Origin of the sequence: Bacteroides togonis (assembly GCF_900130135.1) — a bacterium.
In the GTDB taxonomy this organism is placed as follows: Bacteria; Bacteroidota; Bacteroidia; order Bacteroidales; family Bacteroidaceae; genus Bacteroides; species Bacteroides pullorum.
The window spans coordinates 2,697,703-2,714,833 of record NZ_LT670820.1 but is presented as its reverse complement, the minus strand read 5'-3'; the positions used below and the strand labels follow the sequence as shown (position 1 = coordinate 2,714,833).

12 protein-coding genes and 1 pseudogene are annotated in these 17,131 nt (G+C 52.2%); 3 read left to right on the top strand and 10 right to left on the bottom strand.

Annotation, left to right across the window (positions count from 1 at the left end; all coding sequences use genetic code 11):
• Positions 1-16: 16 nt before the first annotated feature.
• Both BQ8005_RS11560 and BQ8005_RS11555 read right to left on the bottom strand, forming a co-directional pair.
• On the bottom strand, positions 17-1,963 hold the full coding sequence (locus BQ8005_RS11560) for a fumarate reductase/succinate dehydrogenase flavoprotein subunit (protein WP_075318151.1): 1,947 nt from the start codon (positions 1,961-1,963) through the stop codon (positions 17-19).
• Positions 1,964-2,017: 54 nt separating this feature from the next.
• Positions 2,018-2,707: a b558 family succinate dehydrogenase (Or fumarate reductase) cytochrome B subunit gene (locus BQ8005_RS11555; RefSeq protein ID WP_021846984.1), complete on the bottom strand. Its 690-nt coding sequence runs from the start codon at positions 2,705-2,707 to the stop codon at positions 2,018-2,020.
• Between the two features lie 210 nt (positions 2,708-2,917).
• On the opposite strand from BQ8005_RS11555, the gene BQ8005_RS11550 reads away from it, so the two are divergent.
• On the top strand, positions 2,918-3,079 hold the full coding sequence (locus BQ8005_RS11550) for a hypothetical protein (protein WP_159436247.1): 162 nt from the start codon (positions 2,918-2,920) through the stop codon (positions 3,077-3,079).
• An 18-nt stretch (positions 3,080-3,097) separates the two neighbouring features.
• Here the strand turns inward: BQ8005_RS11550 and BQ8005_RS11545 are convergent, their stop codons facing one another.
• Complete coding sequence (locus BQ8005_RS11545) at positions 3,098-4,003, bottom strand: IS982 family transposase (protein WP_075318149.1); 906 nt, start codon at positions 4,001-4,003, stop codon at positions 3,098-3,100.
• Between the two features lie 122 nt (positions 4,004-4,125).
• On the opposite strand from BQ8005_RS11545, the gene BQ8005_RS11540 reads away from it, so the two are divergent.
• Positions 4,126-4,728, top strand: coding sequence for a phosphatase PAP2 family protein (locus tag BQ8005_RS11540; RefSeq protein WP_021846983.1), 603 nt, complete (start codon positions 4,126-4,128; stop codon positions 4,726-4,728).
• Between the two features lie 14 nt (positions 4,729-4,742).
• On the opposite strand, the gene BQ8005_RS11535 is transcribed toward BQ8005_RS11540, so the two are convergent.
• From BQ8005_RS11535 to BQ8005_RS11515, 5 genes are all read right to left on the bottom strand, one after another.
• Positions 4,743-6,329 (bottom strand): S41 family peptidase, encoded by a 1,587-nt coding sequence (locus BQ8005_RS11535; protein ID WP_075318148.1) that lies wholly within the window; start codon positions 6,327-6,329, stop codon positions 4,743-4,745.
• Positions 6,330-6,344: 15 nt separating this feature from the next.
• The gene (coaD, locus tag BQ8005_RS11530) at positions 6,345-6,806 is read right to left on the bottom strand and encodes a pantetheine-phosphate adenylyltransferase (protein ID WP_021846981.1); all 462 of its coding nucleotides are present in this window, start codon (positions 6,804-6,806) and stop codon (positions 6,345-6,347) included.
• A gap of 22 nt (positions 6,807-6,828) precedes the next feature.
• Complete coding sequence (locus tag BQ8005_RS11525; protein ID WP_075318147.1) at positions 6,829-8,739, bottom strand: DNA topoisomerase IV subunit B; 1,911 nt, start codon at positions 8,737-8,739, stop codon at positions 6,829-6,831.
• Positions 8,740-8,833: 94 nt separating this feature from the next.
• Positions 8,834-9,970: an N-acetyltransferase gene (locus tag BQ8005_RS11520; RefSeq protein ID WP_075318146.1), complete on the bottom strand. Its 1,137-nt coding sequence runs from the start codon at positions 9,968-9,970 to the stop codon at positions 8,834-8,836.
• A 92-nt stretch (positions 9,971-10,062) separates the two neighbouring features.
• The gene (locus BQ8005_RS11515) at positions 10,063-11,073 is read right to left on the bottom strand and encodes a calcium/sodium antiporter (protein ID WP_075318145.1); all 1,011 of its coding nucleotides are present in this window, start codon (positions 11,071-11,073) and stop codon (positions 10,063-10,065) included.
• A 106-nt stretch (positions 11,074-11,179) separates the two neighbouring features.
• Between BQ8005_RS11515 and BQ8005_RS11510 the strand changes: the two are divergent.
• Positions 11,180-12,991 (top strand): annotated as a pseudogene (locus BQ8005_RS11510) (mechanosensitive ion channel family protein).
• A 358-nt stretch (positions 12,992-13,349) separates the two neighbouring features.
• Here BQ8005_RS11510 and BQ8005_RS11505 read toward each other — a convergent pair.
• Positions 13,350-14,282 (bottom strand): metallophosphoesterase, encoded by a 933-nt coding sequence (locus BQ8005_RS11505; protein WP_075319163.1) that lies wholly within the window; start codon positions 14,280-14,282, stop codon positions 13,350-13,352.
• A 42-nt stretch (positions 14,283-14,324) separates the two neighbouring features.
• Positions 14,325-17,123 carry a TonB-dependent receptor gene (locus BQ8005_RS11500; RefSeq protein WP_075318144.1) on the bottom strand — a complete coding sequence of 933 codons (2,799 nt, stop codon included), beginning with the start codon at positions 17,121-17,123 and terminating at the stop codon, positions 14,325-14,327.
• Between the last annotated feature and the right edge of the window lie 8 nt (positions 17,124-17,131).

The following is a 17,131-nucleotide window of genomic DNA, read 5'->3' as shown; positions in this document are numbered from 1 at the left end:
TGTTCAACATTCCCGATTAGCTCTTGTAGTTACGAGTCTGTACCTTGATGGCTTCGTAAACCAGCGGCTCTTTCAGCAATACCGGAGCTTTGTCGTCGCTACCCTGGTATTCCCAGCAAGCTACGTAGAAGAAGTTTTCGTCGTCGCGCTTAGCTTCGCCTTCTTCTGTCTGGTATTCTTCACGGAAGTGGCCACCACACGATTCGTTGCGGTTCAGTGCGTCGTAGGCAATCAGCTCACCCATGGTGATGAAGTCGTTCAGACGGATGGCCTTATCGAGCTCTACGTTCATGCCTTCCTTGCTGCCCGGGATGAAGAGGTTGGTCTCGAACTCCTTGCGGATGTCTTTCAGCTTGGCCAGACCGGTCTTCAAGCCTTCAGCTGTACGACCCATACCAACGTATTCCCACATGATGTGGCCCAGTTCCTTGTGGATGGAGTCTACAGACTTCTTACCCTTGATGTTCATCAGGTGGTCAATCTTGTCCTGAACGGCTTTTTCAGCAGCTGCGAATTCGGGCAGGTCGGTAGAGAAGCGAGGAACGGTGATTTGGTCGGCCAGATAGTTCTGGATGGTGTAAGGCAATACGAAGTAACCGTCGGCCAGACCTTGCATCAGAGCGGAAGCACCCAGACGGTTGGCGCCGTGGTCAGAGAAGTTGCATTCGCCGATGGCGAACAGACCCTTGATAGAGGTCATCAGTTCGTAGTCAACCCAGATACCACCCATGGTGTAGTGGATGGCCGGATAGATCATCATCGGGTTTTCGTAGGGCGATACGTCGGTGATTTCTTCGTACATGTCGAACAGGTTGCCGTAGCGTTGAGCCACAACGTCCTTACCCAAACGGTTGATGGCTTCGGAGAAGTCGAGGAACACAGCCAGACCAGTGTTGTTCACGCCGTAGCCCTTGTCGCAACGCTCTTTGGCGGCACGGCTGGCAACGTCGCGCGGAACGAGGTTACCGAAGGCCGGATAGCGGCGCTCCAAGTAGTAGTCGCGATCTTCTTCGGGGATATCTTTGCCTTGCAGCGTACCTTCCTGCAATTTCTTGGCATCTTCCAGTTTCTTCGGAACCCAAATACGACCGTCGTTACGCAGAGACTCGGACATCAAAGTCAGCTTGGACTGCTTGTCGCCGTGAACAGGGATACAGGTCGGGTGGATCTGTACGTAAGCCGGGTTGGCGAACCAGGCACCCTTACGGTAGCAAGCCATAGCAGCTGAACAGTTACATGCCATAGCGTTGGTCGAGAGGAAGTAAGTGTTTCCATAACCGCCAGTTGCGATAACTACAGCATGAGCGGCGAAACGCTCCAGCTTACCTGTTACCAGGTTCTTGGCGATGATACCACGGGCACGACCGTCGATGATAACGACGTCTTCCATTTCGTAGCGGGTATAGAGTTTTACAGTACCGGCATTTACCTGACGGCTCAGTGCAGAGTAGGCACCCAGCAGCAGCTGCTGTCCAGTCTGACCTTTGGCGTAGAAGGTACGTGATACCTGTGCACCACCGAATGAACGGTTGGCCAGCGTACCGCCGTATTCGCGGGCGAAGGGAACGCCCTGTGCCACACATTGGTCGATGATGTTGTTCGATACCTCGGCCAGACGGTAAACGTTGGCTTCGCGGGCACGGTAGTCACCGCCCTTTACAGTATCGTAGAACAGACGGTATACAGAGTCGCCGTCGTTCTGATAGTTCTTGGCTGCATTGATACCACCCTGAGCGGCGATGGAGTGTGCGCGGCGCGGAGAGTCCTGAATGCAGAAGTTGAATACCTTGAAACCCATTTCGCCCAGCGAGGCAGCAGCACTGGCACCAGCCAGACCTGTACCAACCACGATGATGTCCAGACGACGCTTGTTGGCGGGGTTTACTAATTTCTGATGGGCTTTATAGTTCGTCCATTTCTCAGCTACCGGTCCTTCCGGTATTCTTGAATCTATCTTGGTCATAATGAATTTACAATTTAGTCATTTACAATCTACAAATTTGCAAGCTTCGCGTTTTTACATCAAAGATTTGATGAAGAACACAACCACTACCAGGGCGAAGCAGAGCACTACGATGGTAGAGTAGATGTTGGAGATGCACTGCCAGCGGCTGATCCAAGTCTTGTTGTTCCAGCCCAGTGTCTGCATGGAGCTCCAGAAACCGTGGGTCAGGTGGAACCACAGGGCACCCAGCCAGATGAGGTACAGAACGACGAATACAGGGTTGGCGAACGTGTTCTCGATGTGATAAACGCCGTTGGCGGCATAAGCCAGCGTCAGCGTGTCAGCGTGCATGCCCATGTTGTGCATCAGTTCGGGCAGCTGCATCTTTGACCAGAAGTTCACCAGGTGCAGACCCAGACCTACGATAACGATGATACCCAGAACGAGCATGTTCTGTGATGCCCATTCCACTTCCTTGCGTCGCTCCGTTACGGCGTAACGTTCCGTACCGCGTGCCTTGCGGTTCTGCATCGTCAGCCAGAAAGCGTAGATGATGTGGATGACAAACAAGGCGGCCAGACCGACTGTTGCCACCAGTGCGTACCAGTTTGCTCCCAGGAACTCACAAACCATGTTGTAGCCCTCGGCTGAGACAAGCGCAACAAGGTTCATCGCCATGTGAAACGTCAGAAACAGGACAAGGGCGATGCCGGTAACGCTCATCACCACTTTCCTTCCTACAGATGAATTACTTAACCACATAAATGATTGAATTTAAGTTATTTAATAGTTGTAAATATATCCTTTGATTGTCTGTGGACGATATTTCCTTGCAAAAATAAAGGAAATACATTGATTTAGCAAGGGATTAAAGAAATATTTCCGTAATCTACGCGGATGTTTGTGGCAGGAAGGGTGGCTTGCAACTATAGAATGAGAGGCTATGTTCTCTCTCAGAAAAGGCAATGCTTTTTGGAGAAGAAAGCATTGTTTTCCGCTAAAGAAAGCATTGCTTTGCTGGAGTCATCTCTTTATGCTTTTCTAACCATACAAATTTTGCTGGGCGGGCAGTTTTATAAGAATTTTTGTGTACCTGACGGATTTGCCTTATCTTTGGCACGGAATCTAAACTGACGTGAGTTCGAAATAAAATCAAAAAATAGCAAGTTGTCCGTCATTGACAAAGTTAACGTCAATGGCGGGCTTCTTTTCAAAAAAGCAGTATGCTGCTATAGCCGACAAAGAATTGGCTATAAAGTTATTGAATGAACGATGTCTGGAATGTTCTATCTGTGCGATATTCTTCAACTCATCATTGACCGTTTCAATCAAGGCTCTTTTTCGGAGCAAGATTCTGTCGGCAATACTCATCAGTGAGTTCTTCATATTGTTTTTAACTTTAGTAACAAGCTGTATGCCATTAAGGAAAAGGTTCTCAAACAGAGCCTGACCTATATATCCCTTGTCTGCACATAGTTTTCCTTTGATGTTTTCCAGGAACTTTCCTCCTTTCAACGGTTCCCGGTCATCCACATTCCCGGGAGTAAACATGAAATTGAGGATCTCTCCTTTGTCATTGATTATCAGATGCAGCTTGAATCCGAAGAACCATCCCATAGAACATTTTCCACGCTCGGCAAGTCCCTCAAATGTCTTATGAATCAGGATTCTTTGGTTGCGACAAACACGTAAAGGAGTGGAGTCAACAAAACTGATGCCGGTACAGGTTCCCAGCAGTACTTTTTTAATGAAGATGGTCATGGGAAGTAATACTTCCTTCTCCAGTTCTACAAAACGGTTATAGGAAACCTGACGCGGAAAAAGATGTTTCAGATGTTTACAGACATACTCCTTGTAATAATGCTTGAAACAACGGAAACCACCGGAGTGAAACAGGATAAGAATAACCATAATCTCCGCATCACTCATACGGTTGGGTTTGTTACGATGCCTGGTCTTCTTGTCCTCGATCATATATTTTTCCTGCTGCAACGCAAATTCCTTGCAAAAATCATCCGCCATACAATAAATCTTCGTAACTTTAGCCTCTGAGAACATAGTGGTAATCGTTTAAATGTTATAATTGGGTACTATAAATTTAATGCTTTTATCGCTATGTTCCTAATTATAAGCAAAATATATTTATTCTTATTTCGAACTCACGTTAAACTGGATGTGGTATGAAAAGACTGCTTTTAGGAATGGTAGTAATTTTGTTTGCTTCAGCTTTGGGAGCGCAGAATTGGGATATCAATGTTTTACATAAAGTGAACGGCTGGGACAACAAGTTTGTTCGTAATTATAATAAAGTAATATCAAAGTCGGAACCCTATGTGGCTATCGGAGTACCCGTGGCCATGGCCGTAGCCGGCTGGATCAGGCACGACAAGGATCTGCTGAAGGATGCTCTCTACGTGGGTACTAGCGTAGCGGGAGCCTTTGTGGTGACCTATGGAATGAAGTATCTGGTAGACCGCGAGCGCCCCTATGACCGTTGGCCTGATCGTGTGCACGCTTATAGTCGCGAAAGCAGTCCTTCTTTTCCGTCTGGGCATACGGCGACAGCTTTTGCCTTGGCCACTTCCTTGAGTATCACTTATCCCAAGTGGTATGTCATCGCTCCTTCGGCCTTATGGGCCTGTTCGGTGGGTGTGTCACGTATGAACGAAGGCGTTCATTACCCGTCAGATGTGTTGGCGGGAGCCGCCATTGGCGCAGGTTGTGCCGTGGTCAATGTTTATGTAAACCGTTGGCTGAACAAATGGTTGTTCGGCGAGCGGTAGTCTACCGCCCACCATTAAAATAGATACTTCCCTTCTCGTAGTACCTTGAGTGCCTGCTGAACGCTCTCGTTTGTGGCATTCATCACCTGATAGTATTCGCTCATGTCCCACAGGTCGCGGGCGATGAGGGCCTTGAGCTGTGTACGGACAAGGGGCAGGGCGCGATTGTACTGCTCTTCATCGAACTTGATTTTCTCCTTGTCCGCTGCCAAACGGATATCAGCCATGAAGGCATCGTCTATCTCGAATTTGTCGTTGAAGACGTGGAAGGTCTTATATTTCTTTTTCAGTTCTTCACGATGTTGCTCGATGTAGCCCGTGGTGGCTTTGATGATGATGCCCTTGGCTACGAGCTGGCGATGCCAGTCGGTGTAGAGCGTGGTGTCTATGGGTACGAAGAAATCTGGCATGATACCACCACCGCCATAAACGGTGCGGCCCAAGCGCAGAGTGCGGTACTTCAGCGAATCGGGGAAGTGGATACTATCGGCGTGCATGAGCTCGCCGTGGTCAAAGCGGTTGAGCAGGTCCTTGGCATAGGCTTCCTGCATGTCGTCCCCCTTGCCATTATAAGGCTTCTGGATACAACGGCCCGAAGGAGTGTAATAACGGGCGATGGTAAGACGTATCATGGAGCCGTCGGGTAGGTCGATAGGACGCTGTACGAGGCCCTTGCCAAAAGTGCGGCGGCCTACGACGACACCTCGGTCCCAGTCTTGTACGGCACCAGTCACGATTTCACTGGCCGAAGCCGAATATTCGTCTACCAATACCACCAGCCGTCCTTCGCGGAAACTACCGTTTCCCTTGGCGGCAAACTCAGCCCGACGTGAAGCACGCCCTTCGGTGTAGACTATCAACTCCTTTTGTCCCAAGAACTCGTTAGCCAAGTCGATGGCGGCGTTCAGGTAACCTCCGCCGTTGCCTTGGAGGTCAAGGATGAGGTCTTTCATTCCCTGTTGCTGGAGTTCTTTCATTGCCTTGGAGAATTCTTCTGCTGTAGTGGCGGCGAAGCGGTTGACGCGGATGTAGCCTATGCGGCCATCTATCATATAAGAGGCATCGAGGCTAAAGAGTGGAATTTTGTCGCGGATGACGTCGAATTGGAGCGGATCGGTTACGCCACGGCGTACTACAGTAAGTTTTATTCGTGTGTCTTTGGGGCCTCGCAGGCGCTTCATGATGTCTTCAGTACTCATTTTGACACCTGCAATAACGGTGTCGTCAACAGCAGTAATACGGTCACCTGCCAAGATACCGACTTTCTCTGAAGGGCCACCACTGACGGGCTGGATGACGAGGAGCGTGTCTTCAATCATTTGGAATTGGACGCCAATACCTTCGAAATTGCCTTGCAGAGGTTCGTTCATCTTCTTTACTTCTTCAGGATTGCTATAGGTGGAGTGCGGGTCGAGGTGTTCGAGCATACCGACAATGGCATCCTCTACCAGCTTAGTTTCGTTTACAGAATCAACATAAAGGCGGCTGATGGCAAATTCTGCCATCTGCAGCTTACGCAGGGGGCTTTCGTTCTGTTTCTGACCTACGGCTTGGGCCGCATACAAGATGGTGAACAAAAAGAGTAGTTGTATCTTTTTCATATTGTTAATGGTTGCTTACTCGTGAGATGTATTCATTCCTTCGGGCAGGAACATGCTGACATCCTTTCCGTAGCCCATCAGCTCGCGAACTATCGTGGAGCTGACGCAGGAAAGTTCTGGCTCGGTGAAGAGGAGGATGGTCTCGATGCCAGTCAGTTTGCGGTTGATGTCGGCAATGGTTTCTTCGTATTCGAAGTCCTTGACCGTTCGAATGCCGCGGATGATAAGGTTGGCCCCCACTTGGCGGGCAAAGTCGATGGTCAGGCTGTCGTATGCTTGTACGCTGACGTGGGGTTCGTTTTTATACAAGTCGCGGATCATAGCTTCGCGCTCGGCAATGGGGAAATGGGTATTTTTGTTATCATTAATACCGATACCGATAACTATTTCATCGATGAATGTCAATGCACGTCTTACTACAGAATAGTGCCCGACAGTAAAGGGGTCGAATGTCCCTGGAAAGATTGCTTTGGTCATAAATGTGTCGAATACCTAAAACTTAGTTTACTCTGTCTTCTTCGATTACCAGATTGTCTATGATGAAACTTTGCCTTTCCATAGTGTTCTTGCCCATATAGAACTCAAGTAGTTCTTTGACAAGATCGGTCTTGCGGAGGCTTACTTGCTCCAGACGCATGTCTTTGCCGATGAAATGGCGGAACTCGTCGGGCGAGATTTCCCCCAGTCCTTTAAAACGGGTGATTTCAGGGTTAGGACCTAATTCTTCAATGGATTTTAGGCGTTCATCCTCTGTATAACAATAGTTGGTCTTCTTCTTGTTGCGTACACGGAAAAGAGGTGTTTGCAGGATATAAACGTGTCCTTTTTTGATGAGATCAGGGAAGAATTGCAAAAAGAAGGTTATAATGAGCAGTCGGATATGCATGCCGTCCACATCGGCATCGGTAGCTACGATGACTTTATTGTAGCGTAACCCGTCAAGGCCGTCTTCAATGTTGAGGGCAGCTTGTAGAAGGTTGAACTCCTCGTTTTCATAGACGACTTTCTTAGTCAGACCGTAAGAATTGAGCGGTTTTCCACGGAGGGAAAAGACGGCTTGTGTGTTCACATCGCGACTTTTCGTAATGGAGCCGCTGGCAGAGTCGCCTTCGGTGATGAAGATGCACGAATCGGCTTCCTGTTCTTTACCTTTCCCGTCGTTCAGGTGGTAGCGACAGTCGCGTAGTTTGCGATTGTGCAGATTTGCCTTTTTGGCACGTTCGCGAGCCAGTTTGGTGACGCCGGCAATAGCTTTACGCTCCTTTTCTGAGTCTTGTATCTTTTGGAGCATGACATCGGCTACCAGGGGATTTTTGTGCAGGAAATTGTCTACCTCGGTTTTGATGAAGTCCCCTACATACTTGTTTACCGTAGGACCTGCGGGGATACCTTCCTGTGGGTTGGCAGGCCACATGTTATTGGAGCCAAGCTTAGTCTTGGTCTGGCTTTCGAACATGGGCTCTTCTACGTCGATTGCAATGGCAGCTACGAGTCCATTTCGTATGTCGGCATAATCCTGATTCTTGTTATAGAATTCTTTGATAGTACGAGCAATGTGTTCCTTCAAGGCACTTTGGTGTGTACCGCCTTGTGTGGTGTGTTGTCCGTTAACGAAAGAGTAGTATTCTTCGCCGTACTGGTTGGTGTGGGTGAAAGCTATCTCAATGTCTTCACCTTTTAGGTGGACGATGTCGTAAAGACCTTCACTGGTCATATTGTCTTTTAGCAGATCTTCCAGTCCATGGCGTGAAACAATGCGCTGGCCGTTGTAAATAAAGGTCAGACCTGTATTCAGGTAAGTATAATTACGCAATAATGTTTCTACAAATTGGTTTTGGAAACTGTAATTTACGAACAAAGTGTTGTCTGGTTCGAAGAAGATGTAAGTGCCTGTTTCTTCTTGCGATTCTTCAGTCGTGTCGCTCAGGAGAACGCCTCGCTCAAATACAGCCTTGCGTACTTTGCCTTCTCGATAGCTGCATACTTCGAAACGGCTGCTCAAGGCGTTCACCGCCTTGATACCCACACCGTTCAGGCCGACACTCTTCTTGAAAGCTTTGGAGTCGTATTTACCACCTGTGTTCAATTTGCTGACAGCTTCGATGAGTTTACCTTGTGGAATACCGCGACCGTAATCGCGTACACTGACACGAAGGTTGTCCTCGATCGTCACTTCGATTTTCTTGCCGGCGCCCATCTTGAACTCATCGATAGAGTTATCCATCACTTCTTTCAGCAGCACATAGATACCGTCGTCACTTTGCGAACCATCGCCCAGACGGCCGATGTACATACCTGAACGGACACGAATATGCTCCATGTCGTCCAGATGGCGTATGTTGTCGTCAGTATATTCTACCGGCTGTTCCGCAAATTGCAAGTTGTCGTATTTTTTTTCTTCTTCTTCCATGGTTTGACTACTCCCTTTCTATTGTTATCTTGCAAAAATAGCGGTTTTGCAGGGCATGAACAAATTTTCGTCTTTTTTATTGGGGGAATCCGTCTTATCCTATTTCCTTGATAAACGCCCGTCGCCGCTTGTGTTGCTCGGTGCGGAAGTATTCCCATTGCGCCTGTACCTTGCCGTTCAGTTCCAGCTCGGGGTTACTTTCAGCATATTCGAAGCCCAGTTGTTGGTAGACGGGGATGAGGTCAGAGAATAACAGTGCGTTGACTCCTTTGTTCTGATATTCGGGTTTCACGGCTACGAGCAGCAGATCGAGCATCTTGGCACGGCGTTTGAAAAACAGAGCCTTGAGCAGGTAGTACCAGCCGAAAGGAAGCAGACGTCCGTGCGATTTCTGCAGGGCTTCGGAGAGTGAAGGCATGGAAATGCCCACAGCTACAAGCTGGTCATCCTGGTCGGTAATGAGTGTCACCATGCGTAAGTCGAGAATAGGAAGATACATCTTGACGTACTGGTCTATCTGTCGCTGCGTCAGGGCGGAGTATCCATAGAGGGGCGTATAGGCTTCGTTGATAAGTTCGAAAATGGCCTGGCCGTAGTCGCGGGCAATCTTTCGGCTCGAAGTATATTTCTTAATTTTCAGGTTGTACTTGCGCTGGATAAGGTCGGAAATGCGCTTATGCTTGTCAGGGATGGCGTCAGGGATGTAGATCTTATATTCCACCCAGTCGGCGTCCTTCGTGAAACCCAGTCGCTCGATGTGCTGCGGGTAGTAGGGATAGTTGTAGATGGTGGCCATCGTACCCAGTTGGTCGAAACCTTCGACCAGCATACCTTCAGCATCCATGTCGGTAAAGCCCAGCGGTCCTACGATATGCGTCATGCCGCGTTCTTTGCCCCATTGCTCCACGGTGCGTATCAGGGCTTCGGACACTTCGGCGTCGTCAGTGAAGTCTATCCAGCCGAAGCGGACCTCCTTCTTGCCCCATGTCTGGTTGGCCCGATTGTTGATGATGGCGGCTACTCGGCCCACGAGTTGTCCGTCTTTGTATGCCAGGAAGTATTCAGCCTCGCAGAACTCAAAGGCAGCGTTCTTCCGGCGGTTGAACGTGTTCAGCATGTCGTCGTAGAGGTCGGGCACGGAGTAGGGATTTCCTTTGTATAGTTCATAGTTGAAGCGGATGAAGCGTCTCAATTCCCGTTTTGTGGTAACTTTTTTAATTGTAACAGCCATGTTGTCAAGTCCTTTTTCTTTTGGGGGCAAAGATAATGTTTTTTTAATGAAGAATGAAGAATGGGGATGAAGAATGCACAGCGGAAGCCGCCTTAGCCGGCGTGGCAGATAAGCCAGGCAGTGTATCCCACATAGCAGGCAATAAGCAGGCTGCCTTCAATACGTGTAATGGTGCGCTTGCCGAAGAACACGCCGAAAATCCACAACAGAATGCTGGAGGCTACAAGTACCAGCAGGTCCAAATTGTTGATGCCCGTTAGGTGCAGAGGCGTGATGGAGGCTGAGCAGCCCAATACGAAGAAGATGTTGAACAGGTTGCTGCCTACCACGTTGCCGATGGCTATTTCGGGGTTCTTTTTCAGCGCCGCTACGATGCTGGTGGCCAGTTCGGGCAGCGAGGTGCCGCCGGCTACGAGTGTCAGCCCTATGCCCGACTCGCTGACGCCCAGCGACCGGGCTATTCCGCTGGCTCCATCCACGAAGAGCTGTCCCCCCCAGATGAGGCCTGCCAGTCCGCCTATGATATAAAGCGTCGACCGCCACAGGGGCATATCCTTGATTTCCGTTCCGTCTTCTGCGGTAACGGTCGGACTGTCGTTTTCTACTTCCGCTGTTGGAGAGGGGGCGGGAGCCTGGTTCGTTTTGGCGATGGCAAACGTATAGCTCAGGAAGATGGCCATGAAGCAGAGCAGGATGAGACCGTCCGTGATGCTGACCACGTTCTCCGCCGCATGGTCCAGCAGCATGTCGTTGCCTATCACCAGCAGGGCCAGTGAGGCCAGGATGCAGAGTGGGATTTCTTTCAGCAACGTGTTGCGTTGTACTACGATGGGGGCGAACATGGCTGTGCAGCCTACAATCATCAGGGCGTTGAAGATGTTGCTGCCCACGACATTTCCCACGGCGATGTCGGCACTGCCTTTCAGGGCTGAAGATACGCTGACGGCCAGTTCGGGAGCCGATGTACCGAAGGCTACGATGGTCAGTCCAATGACGATGTTGGGGATGTGGAATCGTTTGGCTACCGCCGAAGCGCCGTCGGTCAGGCCGTTGGCGCCCAGCAGGATGAGGAGGAGACCTCCGATGAGGAAGAGTATATCCATGACGAGTCTATAATTTAAGTTTTACGGTGCAAAGATAGGAATTAATGGTGAATGATAAACGGTAAATGATAATTGGTGAATGGTTCAAACGTAAACAGATAGAAACATGAAGAAATTCCGTCTTTTCTGCCTTTGTCTGCTCTGCTTGCCTGCGGTCGGCGTGTCGGCCCAGGTCATGGACAAAGTGCTTGATATTTTGGGTACGGACAGCCAGTCCGCCGTTGCCGGAGTGTAAACCGATACGGATTCGGTAACCTTGGACAAAGTCCGCGAGGAGCTGGCCGCCGCTCGTCTGAACGAGGCCAACCTGCGCATGGAGATTGAGCAGATGAGGCTGGTGACGTATGCTGCCGACTCGGTGAAGCTGGCCCGGCAGAAACAGCGCATCGACTCCCTGCGGCACCAGACTAAGGGCATGCCCGTCGTGGTAGAGGAGGACACTCTGTTTTATTTCTACGCCAAGCGCGGGGGACTCACGCCCCAGCAGCGGGCCGAGAACGTGTCGCACGAGATTACGACCCTGGGCAAGCGCTTCAACCTGCATCCCGACTCAGTCTATATCGAAAGCACGGACATCGTGACTGACGTGATGTACGGGGACAAGGTCATTGTCTCCTTTACCGACCAGGACGGCCTGTGGGAGAGTTGCACGCGCGACCAGCTGGCTGCCGCCAAGCGCACGGTCATCGTGGAGAAGTTGAAGGTGATGAAGGAGGAACACGGCCTGTTACAGCTGTTCAAGCGCATTGCCTATTTTGTGCTGGTGCTTGTGGGCCAGTTCCTGCTGTTCAAGCTTACCAACTGGCTTTTCCGTAAGCTGAAGGTGCGCATCCTGCGGCTGAGGAACACGCGCCTGAAGGCCTTCTCCATCCAGGACTTTGAGTTACTGGACACGCAGAAGCAGGTCCGGCTGCTGGTGTTCGTCGCCAACCTGTTCCGCTACGCCTTCATGCTGCTGCAGCTGCTGCTGACGGTGCCCATGCTGTTTGCCATCTTCCCGCAGACCAAGAACCTGGCCTATCAGCTCTTCTTCTACATTTGGGACCCCGTGAAGAGCATCCTCTACGGCATTCTGGCCTATATCCCCAATCTCTTCACCATCTTCGTCATCTGCCTGGCCATCAAGTACCTGGTACGCCTGTTCCGCTACCTGGCGGGCGAGGTGCAGTCCGAGCGGCTCAAGCTGAACGGCTTCTACCCCGACTGGGCGATGCCCACCTACCACATCATCCGCTTCCTGCTCTACGCCTTCATGGTGGCGATGATTTATCCTTACCTGCCGGGTGCCGATTCGGGTGTGTTCCAGGGCATTTCGGTGTTCGTGGGTCTGATTGTCTCGCTCGGGTCGAGTACGGTTATCGGCAACATCATCGCGGGGCTGGTCATCACCTACATGCGCCCCTTCAAACTGGGCGACCGCATCCAGCTGAACGAAACGACGGGCAACGTGGTGGAGAAGACGCCGCTGGTGACCCGCATCCGTACGCCGAAGAACGAGGTGGTGACCATCCCCAACTCGTTCATCATGTCGTCGCATACGGTGAACTTCAGCCAGTCGGCGCGCGAATACGGGCTCATCATCCACTCCGAGGTGACCATCGGCTACGACGTGCCCTGGCGCCTGGTGAACAAGCTGCTGATCGAGGCGGCACTGAACACGCCGGGCGTAGTGGACGACCCGAGGCCCTTCGTCCTCTCCACCTCGCTGAGCGACTGGTATCCCGTCTACCAGGTGAACGCCTACATTAAGGAGGCCGACCGCCTGGCGCAGATTTATTCCGACCTGCACCAGAACATCCAGGACCGCTTCAACGCCGAGGGCGTGGAAATCATGTCGCCCCACTATATGGCCATGTGCGACGGCAACGACCCTGCCATGCCGAAGGACGACTTGAGCGGAAGGCCGAAGGAAAAGTAAACCGGGACGTCCTGAGAGACCTCGGACGCCCCGGCTATCGGGATTTTCTGCCCGTCCGACGTCTCGGACAGCCTGAAACTCGGGAGTTTTGCCCCGTCCGACGTCTCGGAAGGCCTGAAACTCGGGAGTTTTGCCCCGTCCGACGTCTCGGAAGGCCCGAAACTCGGGAGTTTTGCCCTGTCCGACGTCTCGGAAGGCCGAAACTCGGGAGTTTTGCCCCGTCCGACGTCTCGGAAGGCCTGAAACTCGGGAGTTTTGCCCCGTCCGACGTCTCGGAAGGCCCGAAACTCGGGAGTTTTGCCCTGTCCGACATCTCGGAAGGCTCGAAACTCGGGAGTTTTGCCCTGTGGGGAAAGGGTTACTTGCTGCGCTTCACCGTGTGCAACACCCGTCCCGTCTTGTCGATCATGCGTAGCTCCAGCGTGCGGGGCGTGGCGGAGATGATGGAGAAGCCCGGTTCGGGACTGCAATACACCGTTCCGTCGATGGCGTTGACCTTACGGCTGAGCGAGCCACTGGAGTTGGTCACATAGTCGATGTCGCTGCCCTTGACGCGGACGTGCTGGAAGTTGTGGATGTGTCCGCAGACGTACATGTCCACCTTGTGGCGGCGCAGGATGGGGTCCACGCGCTGCTGCATGTTCAGGCGCTCGATGTCGTCCTTCGGCGTCTCGGCGTAGATGGGATGGTGGCCTACGACGATGACCCAGTCTTCCTTGGCGGCTGCCAGCACGCCGTCCAGCCACTGCAGCTGGGCGTCGATGTCCTGCAGGCAGGCGTCGGGATACTTGTCGCTCTCCTGGCGGTATTTGTCGATGAGCGGGGTGGTGTCCAGCCAGACGACGCGCACGGTAGTGCCCTCTTCATTGAAGGTCTTGGTGTAATAGCGGGCGGGCATCTCCCAGCGGCGGCTGACGCGGGCATAGTCGAGCACGGCCTGCGTGGAGCCGCGGTACTCGTGGTTGCCGCAGATGGGGTACCAGTCGATCATCAGTTCAGGATGGCTGTAGATCAGCTCGTAGTTGGTCATCCACAGGGGATCGTCCACGGAGCGGACGCCCTCGAAGTGGTGCACGTCGCCGGCGGCGATGACACATTCGGGGCCCACTTCCTCGGCCATCTCGCCCATCAGCTCGGCGATGGGCTTCTGGTCGTAGTATCCGTTGCGGCCCAAGTCGTTGGCCACGTAGAGGTTCAGCTTGTCTTCGTAGACGGAGTAGTCTATCTTGTTTTGGGCGATGGCCCACTGGCCCAGCAGGGCCACGGTCAGCAGTAGAAACAGTTTTTTCATCTTCATATATCTCTTCTTTAATGTTTAAACGTTTTTCTGTCGTCAAAAGTTGATTTTAAAGCCGGCATTGACACGCACTCCATAGTATTCGGCCTGCATGCTGCGGTCCGGCGTACCCTGATAGTAGCGCAGGGGCTGGTTCAGCAGGTTGTTGGCCTCGGCGTAGAAGGTGGTCTTGAACTTGCGGCCGAACGTGTAGCTGGCGTTCAGGTCGAGGTAGTTCACCTTGTCGTAGTAGCGGTCGTAGAAGGCTTCCTCACCCACTTCGTCGATGAAGTCGCTGGCAAAGTTGTAGCTGAGGCGGAGGTTGAAGCCCGCCTTGTCGAAGTAGAGCGAAGCGTTGGCCGTGTGCTCGGGCGAGCCGGGCATGCGAAGGTCTTCGTGTTCGCGGCCTTCGAAGTTGAAGTTCTTCACCTTGCTGTACGTGTAGGTGTAGTTGCCGTAGAAGCCGATGCACTTCAGGACGGGGGCGATGAAGCCGAAGTCGCGCTGGTAGGCCAGTTCGACACCCAGCAGGTCGGCGTCGCCGGCGTTGCGGGGCTGCTTCATCTCTTCGTAAGTGACGCCTTTGTATTCATAGTTGTTTTGGCGGTAGTCCACGATGAAGTCGTTGATTTTCTTGTAGAACAGGCCGGCGCTCACCAGACCGATGCTCTTGAAGTAGTATTCGGCGCTGAGGTCGAGGTTGTAGCTGAGTGTCGGGTCCAGGTCGGGGTTACCGAAGGCGATGTCTTCCTTGTCGATGATGACGTTGGGCACGAGGTTGGCATACTTGGGTCGTGCCAGCGTGTTGGTGAACGAAGCGCGGAGTTTCAGGTCGTTGTTCACGTCATACTTGACGAGCACCGACGGCAGCACGTTGATGTAGCTCTGCGACTCTTCGGGCGTCTTGGTGTAGCTCTCGTCCTTGCCGCTCTCCTTGCCGTCGTCGTAGACATAGCCGCTGTAAGTGACGTGGGTATTCTCCAGACGCAGACCAGCCATCAGGTTCCATTTCTTGCCCAACTGCTGGTCGAAGCGGATGTAACCGGCGCTGACTGTTTCGTGTGCCTCGTAGTTCTCGCACATCTCGTCGTACTTGATTTCCTGTTCGAACTTGTTGGCGTCGGTCAGGTTGAGGCCGCCAACATATTCCTTCTCCACGAAGTTTCCTACCTGATAGCGGTCGCCGCCCATGTATCCGTCGCGGTTTTCGTTTTTCAGGTGTCCGAAGGCGTCGGCGATGAAGGCATCTTCGTCAGTCGGGCTGTATTCATAGAAATCGATCCACATGTCTTTGTTCTTGTCCACCACTTTGGCGCCGAATTTCAGCTTGTTGCTGTATTTTCCCTTGGCGAGCGGCAATTCGAAGTTGGCGCTGAACTTGAGGTCTTTCTCGTTGATGTCCTCAAACTGCTCGGTCAGTTCGTCCAGCTCGAAGCCGTTGTCGTTGTTCTTGTCCAGCAAGATGTTCTGTCCGTCTACGGGCGACATGTACGGGCGGCGAATGTCGCTCCAGTCGGTGTTCATGGCCACGCCTTCCTTCTTGAAGGCCAGGTAGCGTTCGTGCGGGCGTTCTTCACCGGCCTGTGCGTAGGATGCTTTCCAGTCGAACTTCAGCTTCCCGAAAAGGTGCTCGCCGCCCAGGGTGAAGTCCATTGTGCGCTGGCGTTCCAGGCGGGCATAGCGCTGGTCGGGGCCGCCCGACTTGGTTTCGTAGATCACTTCGTATTCATTGGGTGTTTCGTCGTCCCATTTGTAGGTGTGGCGGTAGCGGTTTTCCCAGTCGTTGCGGTTATTGAAGATACCCTTGAAGTCAATCTTGTGATTGGCGTTGATTTCCCAGTCCAGGGCCAGCGAATAGCTTTGGCGTTCGCGGGTGACGTAGTATTGGCGCACTTCGTATTCGTCGAGCACAACCTCACCGTCTTCGTTCCGTTCGTAGGCCATCTCCACGTCGTCGCTTCCTGCGGGATTGTTCTGATAAGAGGCCGATACCATCAAGCCCAGCTTGTCGTTGAAGAAGCGGTCGCCGTAGGTGAAGCCCAGGTTTAGGGCCGCCTTGCCGCTCACCCAGTTGTATCCCGTACCGGCCGTAGCGGCGATGGTGCGCTTGTAGGGCGAGTTCTTGGTGACGAGGTTGATGCTGCCTCCGATGGCGTCGGCATCCATATCAGGAGTTACAACTTTGTTTACCTCGATGGTCTGGATCATGTCGGCGGGGATAAGGTCGAGCTGCACGCTGCGTGTCTCTCCCTCGGCCGAGGGGACGCGGTTTCCGTTGATGGTCACGGAGCTGAGGTCGGCACTCGTTCCGCGCACCTGTCCGAAACGCGCTTCACCCTGGTCATACTGTACGTTGATACCACTGATGCGCTTCAGGGCGTCGCCGATGTTCGAGTCGGGGAACTTGCCCACTTGGTCGGCGGATACGACGTTGGTGATTCCTAAATTACTGCGTTGTGAGTTGATGGCACGGCGTTGTCCTTGGAAGGCACCGCCCACAACTACTTCCTGTAATTCGAGTCCTTCGTTCAGGATAACGTCCTTATCCAGCGTTTTGCCTTCGGGAATGGTGATTTTCAGCTCTACAGGCGAATAGCCTACGTAGGTCACCTTAACTGTATAAGTTCCCGGGTCAAGATTGGGGAAAGTGTAAAAGCCGTTGACGTCACTTGTGACGCCTGTGTGTAGTTTTTCAATGTAGATAGAAGCACCCGGGAGAGTTTGCTTGGTGTTGTCAATGATGCGGCCTCGGATAGCTCCTTTGGCCTCATTTGCAGTTTCGTCAGCCACTGCGGGAGTAGCGGTAGCGGTTAAAAATAGAAAAGAATAAATCAATACTTTTACAATCTGTTTCATACCTGTTT